Genomic DNA, 20,700 nt, shown 5'->3' with positions numbered 1-20,700 from the left:
AGTTTCCCCTTCCCCTCCCCAAACCCCACCCCTTCCCTTCAAAGACTTTCGTCTTTATCGAATCCCTCATGGCGATTTCGGGGGAAGTGGGGAACACGTCTTTGTGTTTATGAAAAGAGCCCTTCAGGATGCTTCCTGAAGGGCTCTTTTGTTTATGGCATCCGGAAAATAGTTCTCTTCTGGAGCAAAACAGGGGGACTCCGGTAAAGCCGCCATCCGCGTCACAGCAACCATCATCTGCCATTACAAAAGTTTGAGGAGGATGGAGGTGTGGTTTGGGGAGGAGGAAGGGCCCCTTTTGAAAAAAGGCATCTTCCTTCCCAAGGCGGGTTCTCCTAAATAATCGACTTCCGCGGATACCGGGTGCCGGAAACGTAAAAGGTATTCTCCACGATGAAGAGGGCCTTGTCGTCAATGGCGAAAACAAGGTTCTCCAGACGCCGCAACATGATGTTGTTGGTTACGGTAAGGATGATCTCGCGGTCGCCGCCGCTGTACGCGCCCTTGCCCTTGAGCACGGTCGCGCCGCCGTAGCCTTCGGCGATGATCGCCTCGCACAGCGCCTCGCCCCGATCGGTGACCACGTAGACCATCTTCCTCTGGCTGCCCATACGGAGCGCGTATTCGATAGTCGCGGAAGCCACGAAAACCTGAATGAACGACACGATGACCATATCAAGGGAAATGGTCGCCATAGAAGCGAGGAACATCACCGCGTTGAAGCAGAAATTAAACCGCCCGATGCCGATGTTCCAGCGCTTGTTCAGGATAACACCGATGAGATCCAGGCCGCCGCCGGACCCCAGCGTCCGCAGCATGAGCCCGGTACCCGTACCGCAAAGGACGCCCGCCGTAATCGCCGCGTAGAAGTGATCCTGAATCGGGACCTGAAACGTGATAAGTTCACTGATGATCGTGGTCGCAAGGCTTCCGTACAGGCTGTAGAAGAAAAATTGGCGCCCGATTTGGAACCACGACACGAAGAACAACGGTATATTGATCAACAGGTACCAGATCGCGGGCGTAAACAGCCCGGTCGTATACCAGCCGAGCAGACCGGCACCGAAAATCCCCCCGGTAAGGAAGCCGTGATGCGCAGCCACAGCCTGCGCGCCGAGAGAAAAGAAAACAGCGCCGACAGTCAGCAGGAACAGGTTCCACAACATGGACTGAGCGAGCTTGTTTCTTTGAGGCAAACTGACTTTCATGAAAACTCCGTATGGATTAGGCGAGAGGGGCCGTACTGACGAGGTGGCGCCCGGCTTCGCGGACGGACGGGCAGCCTGTCAACACCATGCTGCGCACAAGCTGATTGTAAAGATGATCCGCCGTCAGCTTCACGCCTTCGGAACCGCCCCCCACGGCGGCGAGACAGAAGGGACGGCCAATCAGCACGGCGTCCGCGCCGAAGGCCAACGCCTTGAGCACGTCGAGCCCGTCACGGATGCCGCCATCCATCAAAACGGCCATGCGGCCCTTGACCTGCGCGGCGATGGCGGGAAGGACCTCGATGGTCCCCGGCGTATGATCCAGAGCCCGCCCGCCGTGGTTGGAAACCACGATGCCGTCGCATCCGGCGCGCTCGGCGGCGATGGCATCTTCGACCGTCATGATGCCCTTGAGTACGAATTTCATACCAAGCTCATGCGAACGATCCACGATGGCTGCCAATTCGGCGCACGTTTTCGGAGACACGGGGCGTCCCATACGGGCCAGGGCAATCAGCCCGGCTGCGTCGATGTCCATACCGAGCACACGGGTTCCGGTGGCTGCGGCCCTGCACATCTTGCGCTCCAGTTCCTCGCCTTCCCACGGCTTGATGAACGGAATCCCCCAGCCGCCTTCGGCGGTGATGGCGGCATTCCCCGCTTCGTGCAGTTCATCCGGCGCGCCGTCGCCGACGCAGCCGACAATGCCCGCTTCGCAGCAGCCGGATACGATGGCCCGCGCATATTCCGCCTCGGAAAGGGCCCCGCCCATATTGAAGGAGGTCCCCCCTATGGGAGCGGCCAGCACGGGCAGGCGCAACCTGAATCCGAGCACCTCCGTTTCCGTGACGGGCTTCTTGACCTCATGAATCAGACGCATGTTCAGACGGACGCCGGCAAACGCGGCCACATTGTTCTTGAACGCGCTCCCGGTTCCGATGCCGCCCATACCGGGCGTTTCGCCTGCGCAGGCGCGCCCATCGCACACGGGACAAACACGGCAAAAACCCTTCATGCGCTCTTTGGCGTTGGCGCGGACTTCCTTAATATCCATAATAGGGGACTCCCAAATGAAATGATAGAGAGAGGTGGATACCCGAACGGGCTTCGCCTTGCAATATTGTGAAAGGCTTCCATATCGTAAAAGAAGGATGCGAGGAGGGGAAAAACGGACGGAACAGCCTCTTTCGTGAGTACGTGAACCGACTTATATCGTCAACAGGCTGAGAAATATTGTTCTCCGCATGAGAGATGGCCGCCCCCCGCCAGCTTGCCTGCGGGCCATTCTTTTTCTATGCTTCCTGTTCGCCCTCTTTTTCTCTTGTAACGGCGGCACGCCATGCCGCTTCAAGGACGTTTTCCCATGACACAATCCGTACGTTCCCATACCGGACCCGCCGCGCTCATCAAGCTCGCGCAGGACGTTCTGAATACCGAAATCGCCGGGCTCGCCGCCGTGCGGGACCGGCTCAACGCCCGGACGCCGGAAAAAGCCCCCCTCGTCCTTGCGCTGGGGCTTCTGGCGGCGTGCACCGGGCGTGTGGTCGTGACCGGCATCGGCAAATCCGGCTTGGTCGGCCGCAAGCTTGCCGCCACCTTTTCCTCGACCGGTACGCCGGCCTTCTTTCTCCATCCCGTGGAAGGAGCCCACGGAGATCTGGGGAGCCTCCGCAAAGACGACGTCATCATTGCCATCTCCAATTCCGGTGAAACGGCGGAGCTGAACGCCATCCTGCCCGCGCTGAAATCGCTCGGCACCAGCCTGATCGCCATGACGGGGCGGGAGGACTCCACCCTTGGGCGTCTTGCCGACGTGACGCTGCATTCGGGCGTCCCCCGTGAAGCCTGCCCGCACGGGCTTGCCCCCACAGCCTCGACCACTGCGGTCCTCGCCCTCGGCGATGCGCTGGCCGTTTGTCTGATGCAGCTAAAATCATTTACGGAAAAAGATTTCCTGCGCTACCATCCCGGAGGCAGCCTGGGGCAACGCCTGAAGCTCAACGTCAGCGAAGTCATGCGGACCGAGGGCCTTCCTCAGCTTTCCGAAACAAGCCTCTTGTCGGAAGCCCTGCGCCAACTGGATCAAGGCAAGCTTGGAGCCGTGCTTCTGCTCGATAACGAACACAGGATCAGCGGCATCCTGACCGACGGCGACGTCAGGCGGGCCGTCTGCCGTGGGACGCTCAATCCCGAGGCCCCGGTCAGCACCGTCATGACGCCTTCTCCCCGCTGCGGGACCCAAAGCGATACGGTCGCCACGCTTCTTGAACTCATGGAAAGCAAAGCGATCACGGTATTGCCCATCGCCGACGAAGAGCGCCGCCTGCTCGGCATGGTCCACATGCACGACCTGCTTGGTCAGGGCAGCGTTGCCTTTTCGCAACATTGATGTCCGCAATGGCTCTTGTTTTCTAGAAAAACCGTATTCCCACAACGCCGCCCACAATGCATCCCCCGTACTCCCTTAGTCGCTTTTGACGCTGGCAGGCTCTCTGGGGGTAGCGGCTTGCGCAAGGGCAATCCGAGCCTATTTTCCTGTTGGATGCGGCACGTGCGCTCGGCATAAAACGCTGTGATACGCCGCACCATTTGGCGAGACACCGGGGAAGGGCTTTTCACGGAAAAAGCCCTTCCCCTTCTTTTTTGCAAGATAAGGAACGCTATGGAACCGATCACACATGCCTTGAGCGGAGCCGTCATTGGCTACGCCCTGCCGGGAAAACGCCGCTGGTGGCTTCCGGCATGGGCGGCGCTGGTAGCGGCTTCTCCCGATATGGATGTCTTCTTTACCCGCACCCCGCTGCAATACATTGAATACCACCGGGGAATCACCCATTCGTTCGTCGGCGGTTTGGGGCTCGCTTTGCTCCTTGCCCTCATCCCCTGGCTGATGAACCGCTGGCGCGTCCCAAAAGTCCCCGACGACTCTCCGCCATTCGGCTGGCCGCTGCCGCTGGCATGGCTCACGGCCTACCTGCTCATTCTGCATCACATTTTTTTGGACTGCATGAATTCGTACGGAACGCAGGTCTTTCTGCCGTTCAGCGACTACAGGGTACGTTTGAATGCGCTGTTTATCGTAGACCCGTTGCTTCTCCTGCCGTTGGCCCTTGGGCTCATATTCTGGCGGAAGCGGCGCGCCGTCATGATAGGCCTGCTGCTCTGGACCATCCTCTATCCGCTCGGCTCGCTGGCCACACGGGTGGGCCTTGAAGCGCATCTCAAGGACAGCCATTACACGCCCGACGTTTTCACCCAAGAGCTTCTCAGTGAGGATTTGGCTCCCGGGCAGCGTGGAAAGGGCCTCTGGGATGATGTGCGCGCCGTGCACCTCGTACCCGACGCCTTCACGCCTTTCCACTGGAAGCTCATTCTGGATCGCGGGAGCGTCTGGGACGTGGCGGGCTATACGGTATTCACGGAGGAGCCTCAGACGTTCATTGCCTACGCCAAGCCGCCGCAGCCGCTCTGGGCCGAGCTTGCCGCAAAGGACCGCATGTTCCGCGCGTACGAGCGCTTTGCCCTCTACCCCGCCCTTGAGGCTGAAATTCCGCTGGAGGGGCCCCTTGAGGGATATACAGAATACGTATTCAGCGATCTGCGCTTCGGCTCGACCATCGGCTGGGTTGACGATATTCAGGTACGGCGGCACGGCAAGCCCACGACCTTCCGCATCATGGCCCGCGTCGCCCCGGATGGCAGGGTCTCCGCAGTCCGCTTCATTACCACCACCGGCGCGGGCGGAGACAGCGGCTGGAATCCGCCTGTGGAGTGAAAAAAGAAAGAGGAAAATCGGGAGAGGGGAGAGGAAAGCCTCCTGGAGAAGGGTTTTCCTCCCCCCTCTTCTCTCCTTCCCAAGGCTTTTTTACAAAATGGGGAGGCAAGGCTGAAGGGAGTTCCTCCGTTTTCCAATCAGCAGCTACCCGCAAGCGAGTGGTTGCATGTTTCGGTCGTTTCGCTCCCTTAATCGACTAACGCCGTAACGCAAAAGGGCATCCAACGGGATGCCCTTGTCTTTTCAAAAAAACATTCACGAAACCCGACCCCCTCAATGAGGGATTCGATAAAGTCAAAATCCTTTGGAAAGGGCGGGAGGAAACCTAACGCCGCTCCAGCAAAGCCAGCGTGCCGGCAATCTGACGCCCGAGGGGCGACTCGCGGCGCAGCTCGCGCTCAACCGAAGCAATGCCCTTGAGCACCGTGGAATGCCGGCGGGAAAATTTGTCGCCGATGTCCTGCAAGGACAACTCGGTGTGCTTGCGGGCGAGATAGAAAATCGTGTTGCGGGCCACCACCAGATTCTGCTTGCGGCTGCGGGAGGCCAACTGCTCGGGCGAGAGCCCAAAACCTTCGCACACCTTGCGGATAATGGAATCCACATCCACAAAAGGATCGTCAAGGCTGTACTGCGCCAGAATTTCCTGCGCCATTTCCACGGAAATGGTACAGCCAAGCAACTTGGCCTTGAGCAACAGGTTATGCACGCAGCTTTCCAACTGCCGGATATCCCCGGTGAGGCGCTCGGTCAGCACATCCACCACCGTATCGGACAACAGCGCGTTGTTCTGGCGGGCCTTCTCCTGAAGGATGCGGCGGCGCGTGCTGGCGTCGGGCTTTTCAATACCGGCGAGGAACCCCGAACAGAAACGCGACACGAGGCTGTTGTCCACGTTCCGCAGCTCGCAGGGCGCAAAGGAACTCGTCAGGACGACGCGGCTCCCCTTTTCCTGCAGGGACTTGATGGTGGAAAGCACCTCATCCTGCATCTTTTCCTTGCCCTGAAGGAAGTGCACGTCCTCAAGGAGCAGCAAATCCACATCGCGGAAACGCCCCTTGAAGCGATCCACGGTCCTCGACTGGAGGGCCTGCACGAAACAGCTCGAAAACTCTTCGGCGGTCAGATATTCGACCTTGGGATTGGAGCGGTTGCTGGCCTCGCACAGAGCCTGCCCCACGGCCTGCGTGAGGTGCGTCTTGCCGAGCCCCGGCCCGGAGCTGAGGAACAAGGTATCCACGGCGGCACCGGAACGCGCCATGTTGCGCGCCGCGGCATAGGCCATGTCATTGGTGGGGCCGACCACAAAGCTGTCGAACGCGTACCGCCAGTTGTGCGGGACGGACTGGTTCACGGGCATGGTGATGGGCAGGGAAAGCTGCTCGGCAGCGGAAGAAAGCAAAGACGGAGCGGCCACCGGACGGGGCGCGGGAGCCGTACGGGGACGACGGGACGGAGCGGGCTCACCCTCAACGGAGACGGCAGGACGCCCCGGAACGGAACGGCTCGGCTTGGCGGGAGGATTGCCCGCAACCACGCTGATCTCCATCGTCCGCCCGAAAATGGCGGAAGCCGCATCGGAAATGTCGTTCAGCAGGCGATCGCGTACCCACGTCGCCACAAATCCATTGGGGGCGGACAGACGGATCTTCCCCTCCCCTTCAAGGTCGGCGGTGAGAGGCGCAACCCAAACCTTGTAGGTGCCGGGATTGAGCCTGTTTTGCAGATCTTCACAGATTTTGAGCCACTGAGTTTTCATATCCGATTCTTCTAGCGTTTGACTTGTCCTGTGACAAAGCAGATTCGCGGAGTTTCTGCCCGTCGGGGCGCAAAAGGCTTCCCACAAAGGAGGATAAAAAAGTTACCCGTAATGACAGGCCTTTTTGCAATACCGCCACTTCTCCGATGTTTTCTTTACCCTTGGGAGACAAGGGTTTTCATATGAGGGGCCCTTGTTATGCACTGGCTTGTGAAAAACTTTTCCACAACCGTATTCCTACACGGCTTGAAAAAGCTCAAGATCCCTTCATTTTTCAAAAACATACTTTGATACCGACCTGTTACCCGTATGGCACACAGATGAAACCGGAACGGCCACGGAGCCGCTCCGGTTAAACGGACACACAAAAACGGGCCGCGCGAAAAGAACACGGGCAGCCTGCGTTTTTCCGGGAAGAAACAAGACGGAAGGCGATTTTTCTCAAACAAACGGAAAAAGTCAAACAGAACTTCACAAAAATCGCCTCCTCTTTCTCAAACAAGAGTGGTTCCGGAACGCAACATCCCGGAACCACCTTCAAAAACATTTTTCGGTGCGAGAAACTACTTTTTGGCGGGTGCCTTCACAGCCTTCAGATAAATGTCGGTGACGTAATGGAGGCGCTCAAGGCGGGCCAAGTCACGCCGATCCAGTTCGCCGGTCTCGTTCTGGAAGGAAACGATATCGTGCAGCCATTCACGCAGTTCGCTGGTCCCATAGCTCTGCTTGAACATATCAAGCTGCTGGTCGAGAGCGTATACCGGGTGATCCTTGATGTCGCGGATGGCTTCCTCACGGGTCATGGTCTTGCCGGTCCACGCATTGTAGAAACGCATGTAGTCGTCGGCAAGGTCCTCGGCGGGGGTCTTCTTCATCATGTCCACGCTGCGGAGATACACGCGGAGGAAGGCCACGATATCGCCCTTGTGCTTGTTGGCATAATCCATATTGGCGACGAGCAGGATGGGCTGGCGGGCATTGCAGTCGCTGGAGTGCGCGACGGTCTTCAGGCCGAGCTTTTCGGCTTCAAAGGTCTGGGGGGCCCACAGCGCGATGGCGTCGCCCTGGCCGTCGGCAAACGCCTTCATGGCTTCGGACGGCTGCATGTCGACGATGTTGACGTCACGCTCGTTCAGGCCAAGGACGTGCAGCCAGCGGCTCAACATGTAGTGAGCGGACGTACCCTTGGGGACGATGAAGGTCTTCCCGCGCACGGATCCGGGATTGCCGTACACTTCCGGGCAGTTGGGGTTAAAACCCTTCATTTTGAGGATGGGGCTGTCGGCACGCGTGAAAATAGCGTTGGAAGCGGATTCGTCGTTGCCGATGCCGACGATGTACAGGCGGCTGCTCAACGAAGCGGTCAGCGCGGGCATGGCGCCAACGCCGGCAATGGCCCAATTGGACGACTGCATTTCGTCAATGACGTTTTTACCGGATTCAAAGGGCAGCAATTCGAGATCCAGCCCTTCAGCCTTGTCCCATCCCTTTTCTCTGGCGTACCAGACCAAAAACGTTTCATGCTCGCCGAGCCATGCCGTGCGAAGAGGCACAAGGGGCTTGGCGAACGCTGCGGAGCCGCTCAGGCACCACGCGACCACAAAAAACAGGGCCAACAGACCAGCAAAGGGATTGCGCACTTTCATGATTTCCTCATCCACCCATGAGAACGTTCGTTTCCCCGGCTTCCGAACAGAGCCACTCCCCACAGAACAGCCAAGGACATTTGCCATGACCATACCTCAAAAAAAAGGCAGTGGCAACGCGGGGCGCTCTTCAGAGTTTTTCGGTGTCAAAAGAATCATGGAACAAGCGCCGCATCATCACGCCCGACATGGCGGCAGGAACGGCATCAGGGCCATTCCCTTGCTTCTTTTAAGGAAGCGGCATATCTTTCGGGGCAGAATCCGTACCGTCAGCGCCGCGCGGCGCGCTCCGGGCCGACCGGAAAGGCCCCCAAGCGTTCCCGCCGCGCTCTTTCTTACGCAACAAACGTTCCCGCGATCCGTTTTCGCGTATCCTGCGAGGGAGTTCATGGCACTTTTGAGTTTACAGGGCGTCACGCTCAATCTGGGCGGCAAGACGCTTCTCGATACCGCCGACCTGCATGTGGAGCAGGGTGAGCGGGTTTGTCTCGTCGGGCGCAACGGCGTCGGCAAGTCGTCCCTGATGGCCCTGCTGTCCGGCGACCTCACGCCCGACGGCGGCACCATCGTCCGCACGCCGGGCGTCACGTTCGGACATATGCCGCAGGCCGTGCCCGATCATTGGAGCGGCCCGGTCTTCGGCGTGGTGGCCTCAGGGCTCGGCAAGGAAGGCGAAGCGCTGGCCGCCGCCCATCTCATTGCCACGGGCCGCGAGGATCAGCTCTCCGCCGCCAAACTGGCGCTGGCCCGCGACCTCCTCCAGAGCGGAGAAGGCTGGGAACGCCACGGCGACATCCTTGAGGCGATCAACCAGCTCGGGCTCGATCCCGAGGCGGACTTCGCCACACTTTCCGGAGGGAACAAGCGCCGCGTGGCGCTGGCCCGCGCCCTCGTCGCCTCCGAAAACCTGCTGCTCGACGAGCCCACCAACCATCTGGACATCAAGACCATCGCGTGGCTGGAAGATTTCCTCGTCCGGCGGGTCAAAACCTTCGTCTTCATCAGCCATGACCGTGCTTTTGTCCGCCGCCTCGCCACGCGGATTGTGGAAGTGGACCGCTCCCAGCTCTACAGTTATGCCTGCACGTTCGACCAGTTTCTCGAACGCCGGGAGGAACGCCTCGACGCCGAGGAAAAACAGGCCGCGGCCTTCGACAAGAAACTCGCGCAGGAAGAAGCGTGGATACGGCAAGGCATCAAGGCCCGCCGCACCCGCAACATGGGCCGCGTCCGCGCGTTGCAGGCCATGCGTTCCGAACGGATGGCCCGCGTGTCGCGTCAGGGCGTCGTTTCCATGCTCGCGCAGGAGGCGGAACGCTCCGGCAAGCTGGTTATCGAGGCGAAACAGGCGGGATTCGCCTACCCAGACGGCTACCGCGTATTCAACGCCTTTTCGACCATCATCCAGCGCGGGGACCGCATCGGGCTCATCGGCAACAACGGCGTGGGCAAGACCACCCTGCTCCGCCTCCTTCTCGGCGAACTCGAACCCACGGAAGGCTCCATCCGGCACGGGACGCGGCTCGAAGTCAGCTATTTCGATCAGCTCCGCTCCTCGCTCGATCCTGAAAAATCGGTCATGGACAACGTGGCGAACGGCAACGACACCGTGACCATCAACGGGCAGCAGCGACATGTGGCCAGTTACCTCATGGATTTCCTCTTTGAATCGGACCGGCTCAGGGTTCCGGTACACACGCTTTCCGGCGGCGAGCGTAACCGCCTGCTCCTCGCCAAGCTGTTCACCATGCCCTCCAACCTGCTGGTTCTCGACGAACCCACCAACGATCTGGATGTGGAAACGCTGGAACTGCTTGAAGAGCTGCTCGCCAGCTATTCAGGGACGGTGCTCATGGTCAGCCACGACCGCGAGTTCCTCGACAACCTCGTCACCACCACACTGGCGCTCGAAGGCGACGGGCAGGTGCGCGAGTACGTGGGCGGGTATACGGACTGGCTGCGCCAGCGCCCCGAGCCCGTGGCTGCCCACACCGACAAGCCGAAACCCAAGCCGCTGGCCCCTCCGGCCAAGATCGGCCCGCGCAAGCTGACCTTCAAGGAACAGCGCGAGCTTCAAATGCTCAAGGACGAATTGGAAGCCCTGCCCGGCAAGATGGCGGCGCTGGAAGACGAACAGCATACGCTGGAAGACCGGCTCAACGATCCCGGCTTCTTCGCGCGCGATCCCGACGGATTCAACGCTACCGCCAAGCGCATCTCCGAGCTTGACGACGAGCAGACCGCCGCTCTCCAGCGCTGGGAGGATGTCGAGTTCCGCATTGCCGAACTGGAAGGCAAGGCCGAAGACAAGTAGAGCCATTGGGGAGGGAAAACTTTTCTGAAGAAAGGGGGAACCCCACACTTTTCCCTCCCCTCCCCAAACCCCACCCCACTCTTTCCAAAGAGCTTTGTGCTTATTGAATCCCTGTTCGCAGGTCTTTTGGGAGCACAGGTTCTCTTTTAAAAAGACACACATTGAGGTGACACACTATCCGTCACACTTCATCAAGCTGTATTTACATTCTTTTTTACCTCCATGCATTGTCACCATGACAATCCACATTGTCCCGCTCGCCAAAAAGATTGATCCATGACCAGCCGGATCGCTCCCCCGGTTCTCCGGAGCGCTGTTAAGTTGCGTCCATCATCAACGCAATCAGCAGCTTCTCAAGGAGATAGATCATGGAAAAAGGAACGTTCCAGCTCAAGTCCGGCCTGGCCGAAATGTTGAAGGGCGGCGTCATCATGGACGTCACCACCCCCGAACAGGCAAAAATCGCACAGGAAGCGGGCGCGTGCGCCGTCATGGCGCTTGAGCGCGTCCCCGCCGATATCCGCAAGGCCGGGGGCGTCGCCCGCATGGCCGATCCGACCATCGTCCTCCGCATCATGGACGCCGTGACCATCCCGGTCATGGCCAAGGCGCGCATCGGCCACATCGTCGAAGCCCGTATCCTCGAATCCCTCGGCGTCGACTACATCGACGAAAGCGAAGTGCTGACCCCCGCCGACGACCGCTTCCATATCGACAAGCGCGACTACACCGTGCCTTTCGTGTGCGGAGCCCGCAACCTCGGGGAGGCCCTGCGCCGCATCGCCGAGGGCGCTTCCATGATCCGTACCAAGGGCGAGCCCGGAACCGGCAACGTCGTCGAAGCCGTGCGCCACTGCCGCATGGTCCTCGGCGAAGTCCGCGCCCTGTGCGCCCTGCCCGAAGAGGAAGTCGCCAACTTCGCCAAGGAAAACGGCGCGCCGCTCGAACTCGTGCTCAAGATCCGCGCCGAAGGCCGTCTGCCTGTGGTGAACTTCGCCGCTGGGGGCATCGCCACGCCCGCCGACGCCGCTCTCATGATGCAGCTCGGCCTTGATGGCGTGTTCGTGGGCTCCGGCATCTTCAAGTCCACAGATCCGGCCAAGCGCGCCAAGGCCATTGTCGCAGCCGTGACCCACTACAATGATTACAAGATTCTTGCCGAAGTCTCCCGCGATCTCGGCGAAGCCATGCCCGGCCTGGAAATCTCGACCATCGCGCCCGAACAGCGTATGCAGGAACGGGGCTGGTAAACCGATGGCCGCAACGTCCGCTCCGCGCATCGGCGTGTTGGCCATTCAGGGGGCCTTCCGAGAACACGTCCGCTCTCTCTGCCTCTGCGGAGCCGAAACCGTGGAAATCCGCACGCGGGAAGACCTCGAAGGTCTCTCCGGCCTCGTGTTTCCCGGCGGCGAAAGCACGGTCATGGGCAAGTTCCTTATCGAATGGGGCATGATGGACCGTGTGCGCGAGCTGATCCGGAGCGGGATGCCCGTATTCGGCACGTGTGCGGGGCTTATCCTGCTCTGCTCGGACATCCTCGATCATCCCGGGCAGCCGCGCATCGGCCTCTTGAACGCTTCCGTGCGCCGGAACGCCTTCGGGCGGCAGATCGACAGCTTCACGACTCCGCTGGAGCTGTGCCCGTTCCCCACAGCGAACGGCAATCCAACGGATCAGCCTCCCCTCGAAGCCGTGTTCATCCGAGCGCCGCTCATTGAAAAGATCGGCCCCGGCGTGGAGGTACTCGCCCGGGTCAACGGGTTCCCCGTTGCCGTGCGGCAGGGGAACGTCCTCGCCACCTCCTTCCATCCCGAGTTGACCGATGACCTGCGTCTTCATCAGTGGGTCGTGGATATGGCTGGAAAGAATTAAGCCTTGAGGAGGGGAGAGGGGACCTTTCTGGACAAAAGTCCCCTCTCCCTCCCAAGACTTTTGCAAGGGTCGGGGAAGGGGGATAAACGTGGGGGTCCCCTTCTACAAAAAGTTTCTTCCCCTTCCCCAATCTTCCTCACGTCCTCCCTCCTCCAGCCATACCATACCAGTGGACAGAGCACGGCCTGACAACGTATAGAAACCCAGACGGACGCTTTCACAGCGGGAACATGAATCCCGGCGTTTCGGAGGACCTATATGCGATTTCTTCAATTTTGCGGCCTGATCCTGCTCGGCGGCCTCGTCAGCTGCTCTTGGCAGAGCGCCCCCACTCCCCCCCCAGTGGAACCCCAACCGCTTTCACCCGTAGCCCAGTTCATGGTCGCCAACGCCACAGGCGCTACGGCGGTCATAGAAGATGAAACTTTCGGCGGCGAAGTCCGTGTAACGCTTGAAGACGCCTTCCTTTCCGCAGCGGGCGAAACCTGCAAGCGGGCTACCCTGCTTTCGGCGCAGCATGAAGCGGAAATCGTCGTGATCTGCCACAACGGGCAGGAAGGCGACGGAAGCAACCCCGGCGAATGGCGGCTCATGCCCCGCGTGTGGGGCAAGGGCATTTCCACGCCGTAGCCTGTCGGCACATCCAAGCACCCCCTTCCGGCGCGCCGGGAGGGGCGTTTCCTGTCGTCCTCTTTTGGACGCCGTTCGACCATCCCTCTGGAGGCATCCCTTGTTTTCCCGCAGTAATCTGCTGTTTTTCCTTTGTTGCCTGCTGGCTATGACGTTTGCCCTTCCGGCGTCGGCCGCTGATGCCGCATCCGCCAGCGCCACGGCAACGGCGACCGCCACAGCTTCGGCCCCGGCTGCGCCTGCGGCTCCGGCAGCCGATCCCGCTCCGTTTGGAACCAACCTCTTTCAAGGGCACTTTTCCCAAAGTTCGACCAGTAAGGTCATACAGAGCGGCGACCGCCTGATCATGCGTTTGTGGGGCGGACGCACGATGGACGATATCCTGACCGTCGATCCCGAGGGCATGATCACCATTCCCGATGTCGGGCGCGTGCCTGTGGCGGGCCTGCCCATCGATGCCAAAGAACCGCTTGAACAGGCCATCAAGAGCAAGCTCAACGCGGCGGGCGTGGTCGATGTGGAGATGTATATCCGCCCGATGGACACCCAGCCCGTCTCGATCTTCGTGACCGGCTTCGTGCCCCGCCCCGGCAATTATACGGGCACGCCGTCCGATACCATCCTCGCCTTCCTCGACAAGGCGGGCGGCATCGACTCCAAGCGCGGCAGCTACCGCAATATCCGCGTATTGCGCCAAGGGCAGGAAGTGGGCTCGTTCGACCTCTATCCCTTTGCACTGAAAGGCGCCATGCCGCATATCCGCTTTCAGGACGGCGACACCGTTGTTGTCGGCGAAAAGGGGCCTTCCGTCATCACTTCCGGCGAAGTCCGCAATACGGCGCGCTTTGAATTCAAGCCCGGCGAACTGACCGGCGCGAAGCTCATCGAGCTTGCCGATCCGCAGCCGAGGGCCACGCACGTCAGCCTCAGCGGATCGCGCGGCGGCGCTCCCTACAACCTGTATCTGCCCATGAACGACTTCAAGGCGTTGCGCCTTGAGAACGGCGATCAGATCAGGTTCCTCGCGGATCGTCCCGGGGATACCATCATGGTCGAAGCGCAGGGGGCCATCCGTGGCGCGTCGCGTTTCCCGGTGCGCCGCAACACGCGCCTGCACGAGGTCATGAGCTACATCGCCGTGGAACCGGGCCGCGCCAACCTCGAAGGCCTGTACATCAAGCGCAAAAGCGTGGCCGTCCGCCAGAAGAAGGCCATTGAAGACGCCCTGCGCCGTCTGGAGCAGAACGCCTATACCGCTACATCAGCCAGCTCCGATGAAGCGCAGATCCGCTCCAAGGAAGCGGAAATGCTGTCCAATTTCATTTCCCGTGCCAAGGAGGTGCAGCCCGAGGGCGTCGTCGTGGTCGGCACCAAGGGCAACATCGCGGATCTCGCCCTTGAGGACGGGGACGTCATCGTCATTCCCGAGAAGACCGATGTAGTGCTCATCAGCGGTGAAGTCATGATGCCGCAAGCCATTGTCTGGAACAAAGACAAGGATATGGACGACTACATCAAGGGGGCTGGCGGATTCAGCAACCGTGCCGACGAATCGAACCTCATCGTCGTCCATCCGAGCGGCGAAGTCGTCCCCCGCGCCAAGGAAGTGCTGCCCGGCGATCAGGTGCTCGTCCTGCCTCGCGTGGAATCCAAGAACCTGCAGGCCGTCAAGGACATCTCGCAGGTGCTCTATCAGGTCGCCGTCGCCTGCAAGGTTATTTTAGATCTGTAATAGATTGGGGAGGGAGGGGAACCTTTCTTCAGAAAGGTTCCCCTCCCTCCCCAAACCCCATCCTCTCCTTCCCAAGGCATTCAGCCTTATCGAATCCCTCCCCCGTACATTCCCTGTTTTCGCCGGATCCTGCGTAGCGATCTACTTCTCAACAGTCTAGAAATACACGATCTATCCGTTCGGCCATGTACTACTTGCGGCAGGCGGCTCCCACCTTACGGGGGGAGCCGCTTCTCCCTTATTGTCCGAAAAATCAGGCAAGTCATCTTTTCATGACAATTAGTCAGAAAAAGATGACTCACTATCCCAGTGCGCGGATCCCCGCCGACATGATTCCGGGCAGTTAGACTCAGGCCCAAATGGCACCTTTTTTGCTGTTTGCGTGACAATGGTGTGAAAAAAAGCACTATAACCGCGAACGGGATGAATCGTATGTTCTTTCGCTCCATGAAAGTCTGGATCGCGGCAACGGTACTTGTTGTGCTCGTGCTGGCAGGCACGGCGATAGGGGTGCATGTCACCTCATCGACGTCGTTCTGTCTGTCCTGTCACGAAATGCGGGTGCATCAGCAGGAGTTGGCGCTTTCCCCCCACGCGCAGGATGCGAGGGGCAACGCCATCGAATGCGTGCAATGCCACATTCCGAGCACCAACATCGTCCGTATGCTGTCGGCCAAAACGTGGCTGGGGACCAAAGACTTGTGGGTACACGCCACAACGGGCGGCAGCGTGACGCTCAACCGGAGGGAAATCCAGCCGGAGGCGCGGCGTTTCATGGATGACGCCAACTGCCGCGCCTGCCATGAGGATCTGTACCGCAACGCCAAGAACGATGGGGCGATTTCCGAATACGGACGCCTCGCCCACGACAACTATCTGGACAAGAACGGATCGTCCCGCAGCGGCTGCGCCGGGTGCCACCGCAACATCGCGCACCTGCCGCCCGAGGACCGCCATTACGACGCCAACGCCGCATTCGCCAGCAAGCTCACCTTCAAGGAGGTCAGGTAATGGCCAGACTGCTGAAAAAGCCTCTTATCATCGCGTTAGCCGCAGTGATCCTGCTGGTGATCGGGTTCTTCGCCTACATCCAGAACGCCTTCACCGGGACGCGCTGCGAAGCCGCGAAGCATCTGGACGCCGACATGATCGGCGACTGTTACGGCTGCCACCTCAAGGTGACGCCGCAGGTTGCGCAGGACTGGTATGAAAGCAAGCACGGCGTCACGCTGGTCCGCTGTCAGGTCTGCCACGGCCAGCCGGACGGCAAGGGCGCTGTCCCGTTCAAGCGCGTCCCCGGCGTGGAAGTCTGCGCGGCCTGCCACGGCCTCGCCATCGACAAGATGACCGCCCTCTACGGCAAGCGCGACGACTGCTCCACCTGCCATCCCTATCACGCACGGCCCATGCACGGAAAGGTGTATGAAAACCGCCAAGCCACAACCAAGACGGTGCTGGAATAGGAGGAATGACAATGCAAATGACCCGACGTGATTTTCTCCGCTCCGCAGCCATGAGCGCCGCCCTGGCGGCTGTGGCCGGACCCGCGGGCGTTGCCCGCGCCGCCGAAGCCAATACCCCCGAAAAGTGGGTCAAGGGCGTCTGCCGTTACTGCGGCACCGGCTGCGGCGTGCTGGTCGGCGTGAAAAACGGCAAGGCCGTCGCCATCAAGGGCGATCCCAACAACCACAATCAGGGCTTCCTCTGTCTCAAGGGCGCGCTCCTCATCCCGGTGCTCAATTCGCCCGACCGCGTGACCAAGCCCATGATCCGCCGCACCAAGGGCGGCCGGCTTGAGCCGATTTCGTGGGACGAAGCCCTCGATCACATGGCGAAGAAGTTCCGCACCACCATTGATACGTATGGCCCCGATGCCGTGGCGTGGTACGGCTCCGGCCAGTGCCTGACCGAGGAATCCTATCTGGCGAACAAGATTTTCAAGGCCGGGTTCAAGACCAACAACGTGGACGGCAACCCGCGCCTGTGCATGGCCTCCGCCGTGGGCGGCTATACGACCACGTTCGGCAAGGACGAACCGATGGGCACCTATGCCGACATCGACCGGGCCTCCGCCTTCTTCATCATCGGCTCCAACACTTCGGAAGCGCACCCCGTCCTCTTCCGCCGTATCGCCCGCCGGAAGCAAAACGAACCCGGCGTGAAGATCATCGTGGCCGACCCGCGCCGGACCAACACGTCGCGCATCGCCGACCTGCACATAGCCTTCCGTCCGGGGACCGACCTCGCCCTCATGAACGGCATGGCGTGGGTCATTCTGCACGAAGAGCTGGACAATCCGCGTTTCTACAACAAGTACGCAATATTCAAGACCAATGACGGCAAGGATGCCACCTTTGACGACTACCGGGCGTTCCTTGAGGACTATACGCCGGACAAGGTAGCCAAGCTCTGCAACATCCCCGAGCAGCAGGTATGGGAAGCCGGGCGCCTGTTCGCGGAATCCCCCGCGACCATGTCCCTGTGGTGCATGGGCATCAACCAGCGTATCCGCGGCGTGTGGGCCAACAACCTGATCCACAACCTGCACCTTATCACCGGGCAGATCTGCCGCCCCGGCGCGACCTCGTTCTCCCTGACCGGACAGCCCAATGCCTGCGGCGGCGTACGCGACACGGGCTCGCTCTCCCATCTGCTCCCCGCCGGGCGCGTGGTCGCCAACAAGGCCCACCGCAACCAGATGGAAGCATTCTGGGGCATCCCGCAGGATTCCATGTCCCCCAATGTGGGGTATCACACCATCGCGCTGTTCGAGGCCCTCGGCAAGGCCGACGTGAAGGCCATAATCATCTGCGAAACCAACCCCGCGCATACGTTGCCGAACTTGAACAAGGTCCACAAGGCCATGTCCAATCCGGACACGTTCATCACCGTCATCGAAGCGTTCCCCGACGCGGTGACGCTTGAGTACGCCGACCTCATCCTGCCGCCCGCGTTCTGGTGCGAACGCGACGGCACGTACGGCTGCGGCGAGCGGCGCTATTCGCTCATCGAAAAGGCGGTCGAACCTCCGGCGGATTGCCGCCCCACCGTGAATACGCTGATCGAATTCGCCAAGCGCGCGGGCGTCGATCCCAAGCTGGTGAACTTCCGCAACTCCGCCGACGTATGGGACGAATGGCGCAGGCTGTCCATGAAGGGCCCCTACAACTTCGGCGGCATGACCCGTGAACGCATGAAGCGCGAGTCCGGCCTTATCTGGCCCTGCCCCACGGAGACGCACCCCGGCACGAACCTGCGCTATGTACGCGGCGAAGATCCCAACATTCCGGCGGATCACCCCGACAAGATCTGGTTCTACGGCAACCCGAGCGGCAAGGCGAACATCTGGATGCGCCCCTACAAGGGCGCCGCCGAGGAGCCGGATCAGGAATATCCGTTCTACTTGACCTCCATGCGCGTCATCGACCACTGGCACACGGCGACCATGACCGGCAAGGTCCCGGAACTGCTCAAGGCCAACCCCGCCGCGTTTGTGGAAGTGAACACCGAGGACGCCTCACGGCTGAACATCAAGAACGGCGATCAGGTCGTCGTGGAAACGCGGCGCGATGCGCTTACCCTGCCGGCGCATGTCAACGACACCTGCAAGCCGGGGCTCATTGCCGTGCCTTTCTTCGACAAGAAGAAGCTCGTCAACAAGCTGTTCCTCGACGCCACCGACCCCGCGTCCCGCGAGCCGGAGTACAAGATCTGCGCCGCACGGATCAAGAAGGCGTAACCTGCGCTTTCCGGAGAAGCGTTATGCCGTGCCCGTCAGGCTAGAACAGATCTGGCGGGTACGGCCCTCCTCCCAGTGGAGGGGAAGAGGTGGCTGGCCCCGTGTGCCGACATTGTTCTCCATTCCTTCAGCGACAAAGCCGGTTCCTCTCCGTCCGCTTAGAGGGAAAACGCTGCCCGCACCACTGTGCGGAGCGGGGAACGGCCCCTCTGATTCGTCTCATCGGAACATGAAGTGGTTCCGGCAACGGGTTGAAAAAAAAGAGAGGCAGGTGAGGAGTGCGCTCCTCACCCAAAAGCTTCACAAAGGATATTCTATGGCAATAGCAGGCATCACCATCCAGACCACGGCGGAAGCGTACGGAACCGTGCGCGAACGGCTGTGCGCTTCAAAGGATGTGGCGGATACGCAAGAGACGGGCGTGCCCGGTATGCTGGCCGCCGTAATGGAAACCGACGCGGCGTATATTGAGGATGCTCTTGGCGCACTCAGTGGTTGGGACGGCGTGCTGAATGTCGGCCTCGTATCCATCAGCTATGAGGACGAATTGGAAAACAAGGGGTACATCTCTTGCCCGGAGCACAAGCCCCGCAAGTGCGGCCCGGCCTGTTTCGGAGAAACGCCCAACCCGCTGGATTAGGAGGCGGAACGTGAGCTTCTTGCGTCCGCCGGGGGCTTTGCCCGAATCCGCCTTTCTGAAAACCTGCATCCACTGCGGGCAATGCGCGGCGGCTTGCCCTTATGGAAGCGTACGTATGCTGGAAACCTTCGGGCCGGAACGCCACACGCCGGAAATCAGGCCGAGCGAAATCCCTTGCTGGCTGTGCATGAAATGCCCCCCGGCCTGCCCCAGCGGAGCGTTGCGGCCCGTGGCCGCCATGAAAGAAGCGAACATGGGCAGAGCCGTGATCTTCAAGGATCGTTGCCTTAACTGGATCGAAAGCGGAACCATGTGCATGACCTGTTACGATCGCTGTCCCCTGCGCGGTGAAGGCATGGTGCTGGACATGGGGTACGTCCCCGCTGTGGGCGAGAGCTGTGTGGGGTGCGGGATGTGCGTATACGTATGCCCGAAAAACGCTGTTGCCGTGGTTCCCGATGTACAAAAGAAGGGAGGGAAGGCATGATCCGCCTTTTGCGGCTGCGGCGTCTGGTACAAGTTGCGGTCCTGCTGCTTCTTGCCGCGCTCCCGTGGCTCAACCGGGATGGTTTCACGGGCATGAAGGGCAGCCTGTTCGCCTTCGACTTTTTCGGGCTGCCGTTTGCCGATCCTCTTGGCGCGGTTCAGATAGGGCTTTCAGGCATCATTCCGGGTTGGCGCTTGATAGCCGGTGCGCTTGTTGTGCTCGCCGTCGCCCTGTGCCTTGGGCGCATCTTTTGTTCATGGTTCTGCCCTTTCGGGTTCTTGTCCGAACTCGTACACGCCATCCGAGGCAGACGTCCCCAAAAACCGTTTAAGTACGGATTTTGGTCCCGGGCCGTGATCGCGCTTGTCGGGCTGGCGCTTGTGCCCCTGCTCGGCTTTCCGCTGCTCAACCAGCTTTCCCTGCCCGGCGGCCTGTCCCTTGGCTTTCTGACCGCCGCCGCTCCGCTCTCCTCCAAAACAATCCACACCGTTCTGGAGCATCTCCTCTTCTTTGCCGTGCCGTTTCTGCCCGTGATTACTGTACTCGCCGTCGAGCTTGTCACGGGCGAACGGCTCTGGTGCCGCTGGGTTTGTCCGCAGTCCGTCCTGCTCGCGCTGATGGCCCGCCTGCCCGTGGCCCCGCGTCTGCGGCGCACGCTGTCCCATTGTACCTGTAAAGGAGAACCCGCCTGCCGCCGCGCCTGCTCGCTCGGCCTTGATCCCCGAAATCCCCGCTCGGCCTCGCCGCTGGAATGCACCAACTGCGGTGCCTGCGTACTCGCCTGTTCCCGCGTCCACGGCGGCGGCCCTGCCGCTTTGGCGTTGGGGAAGAAGGATTGAAATGTGGGGGAAGGGAGGAGAGGGCTTTCTGCAGAAAGCCCTCTCCTCCCTTCCCCCAC

Annotated in this window: 18 protein-coding genes; 13 read left to right on the top strand and 5 right to left on the bottom strand. The window is 60.6% G+C overall.

Features of this window, described 5'->3' with window-relative positions; genetic code table 11:
* The 3 genes from T370_RS25730 to T370_RS0116705 all read right to left on the bottom strand — a co-directional run.
* Positions 1-244 (bottom strand): hypothetical protein (locus T370_RS25730; RefSeq protein ID WP_211250530.1); only part of this gene is annotated, 244 nt, incomplete at its 3' end.
* A gap of 91 nt (positions 245-335) precedes the next feature.
* A complete protein-coding gene (locus T370_RS0116710; protein WP_005029406.1) occupies positions 336-1,208 on the bottom strand; it encodes a YitT family protein in 873 nt (290 codons plus the stop codon).
* Positions 1,209-1,224: 16 nt separating this feature from the next.
* Positions 1,225-2,262: an alpha-hydroxy-acid oxidizing protein gene (locus tag T370_RS0116705; protein WP_156034451.1), complete on the bottom strand. Its 1,038-nt coding sequence runs from the start codon at positions 2,260-2,262 to the stop codon at positions 1,225-1,227.
* A gap of 309 nt (positions 2,263-2,571) precedes the next feature.
* Here T370_RS0116705 and T370_RS0116700 point away from each other — a divergent pair, with 309 nt between their 5' ends.
* Both T370_RS0116700 and T370_RS0116695 read left to right on the top strand, forming a co-directional pair.
* Positions 2,572-3,597 carry a KpsF/GutQ family sugar-phosphate isomerase gene (locus T370_RS0116700; RefSeq protein ID WP_005029403.1) on the top strand — a complete coding sequence of 342 codons (1,026 nt, stop codon included), beginning with the start codon at positions 2,572-2,574 and terminating at the stop codon, positions 3,595-3,597.
* Between the two features lie 273 nt (positions 3,598-3,870).
* Positions 3,871-4,983, top strand: a complete 1,113-nt coding sequence (locus T370_RS0116695) for a metal-dependent hydrolase (RefSeq protein WP_005029400.1) — start codon at positions 3,871-3,873, stop codon at positions 4,981-4,983.
* Positions 4,984-5,308: 325 nt separating this feature from the next.
* On the opposite strand, the gene dnaA is transcribed toward T370_RS0116695, so the two are convergent.
* On the bottom strand, positions 5,309-6,742 hold the full coding sequence (gene dnaA / locus T370_RS0116690; RefSeq protein WP_029436385.1) for a chromosomal replication initiator protein DnaA: 1,434 nt from the start codon (positions 6,740-6,742) through the stop codon (positions 5,309-5,311).
* A 563-nt stretch (positions 6,743-7,305) separates the two neighbouring features.
* The gene (locus tag T370_RS0116680) at positions 7,306-8,388 is read right to left on the bottom strand and encodes an ABC transporter substrate-binding protein (protein WP_005029397.1); all 1,083 of its coding nucleotides are present in this window, start codon (positions 8,386-8,388) and stop codon (positions 7,306-7,308) included.
* A 388-nt stretch (positions 8,389-8,776) separates the two neighbouring features.
* Here T370_RS0116680 and T370_RS0116675 point away from each other — a divergent pair, with 388 nt between their 5' ends.
* The 11 genes from T370_RS0116675 (at position 8,777) to T370_RS0116625 (ending at position 20,641) form a co-directional block, all read left to right on the top strand.
* Positions 8,777-10,702, top strand: a complete 1,926-nt coding sequence (locus T370_RS0116675; protein ID WP_005029395.1) for an ATP-binding cassette domain-containing protein — start codon at positions 8,777-8,779, stop codon at positions 10,700-10,702.
* Between the two features lie 365 nt (positions 10,703-11,067).
* Complete coding sequence (gene pdxS / locus T370_RS0116670; protein ID WP_227328559.1) at positions 11,068-11,952, top strand: pyridoxal 5'-phosphate synthase lyase subunit PdxS; 885 nt, start codon at positions 11,068-11,070, stop codon at positions 11,950-11,952.
* 4 nt (positions 11,953-11,956) lie between these two features.
* Positions 11,957-12,574, top strand: coding sequence for a pyridoxal 5'-phosphate synthase glutaminase subunit PdxT (pdxT, locus tag T370_RS0116665; protein WP_029436384.1), 618 nt, complete (start codon positions 11,957-11,959; stop codon positions 12,572-12,574).
* Positions 12,575-12,832: 258 nt separating this feature from the next.
* Entirely contained in the window at positions 12,833-13,204 is a 372-nt protein-coding gene (locus T370_RS0116660) for a DVU3141 family protein (RefSeq protein WP_029436383.1), read from the top strand.
* A 100-nt stretch (positions 13,205-13,304) separates the two neighbouring features.
* On the top strand, positions 13,305-14,936 hold the full coding sequence (locus T370_RS0116655; RefSeq protein WP_029436382.1) for a polysaccharide biosynthesis/export family protein: 1,632 nt from the start codon (positions 13,305-13,307) through the stop codon (positions 14,934-14,936).
* A 432-nt stretch (positions 14,937-15,368) separates the two neighbouring features.
* A complete protein-coding gene (locus tag T370_RS0116650; RefSeq protein ID WP_016360480.1) occupies positions 15,369-15,947 on the top strand; it encodes a cytochrome c3 family protein in 579 nt (192 codons plus the stop codon).
* A complete protein-coding gene (locus tag T370_RS0116645) occupies positions 15,947-16,399 on the top strand; it encodes a hypothetical protein (RefSeq protein ID WP_005029383.1) in 453 nt (150 codons plus the stop codon). The genes T370_RS0116650 and T370_RS0116645 overlap by 1 nt, the downstream gene beginning before the upstream one ends.
* Positions 16,400-16,410: 11 nt before the next feature.
* Entirely contained in the window at positions 16,411-18,675 is a 2,265-nt protein-coding gene (locus T370_RS0116640; protein ID WP_029436381.1) for a nitrate reductase, read from the top strand.
* A 316-nt stretch (positions 18,676-18,991) separates the two neighbouring features.
* Positions 18,992-19,315 (top strand): transcription initiation protein, encoded by a 324-nt coding sequence (locus T370_RS0116635; RefSeq protein ID WP_009379541.1) that lies wholly within the window; start codon positions 18,992-18,994, stop codon positions 19,313-19,315.
* Between the two features lie 10 nt (positions 19,316-19,325).
* A complete protein-coding gene (locus T370_RS0116630) occupies positions 19,326-19,802 on the top strand; it encodes a 4Fe-4S dicluster domain-containing protein (protein WP_029436380.1) in 477 nt (158 codons plus the stop codon).
* On the top strand, positions 19,799-20,641 hold the full coding sequence (locus T370_RS0116625) for a 4Fe-4S binding protein (protein WP_029436379.1): 843 nt from the start codon (positions 19,799-19,801) through the stop codon (positions 20,639-20,641). The genes T370_RS0116630 and T370_RS0116625 overlap by 4 nt, the downstream gene beginning before the upstream one ends.
* Positions 20,642-20,700: the final 59 nt, after the last annotated feature.

It is taken from the genome of Bilophila wadsworthia ATCC 49260 (assembly GCF_000701705.1).
In the GTDB taxonomy this organism is placed as follows: Bacteria; Desulfobacterota; Desulfovibrionia; order Desulfovibrionales; family Desulfovibrionaceae; genus Bilophila; species Bilophila wadsworthia.
Note: the sequence above shows the minus strand (reverse complement) of the source record. Positions and strands in the feature narration are given on the sequence as shown.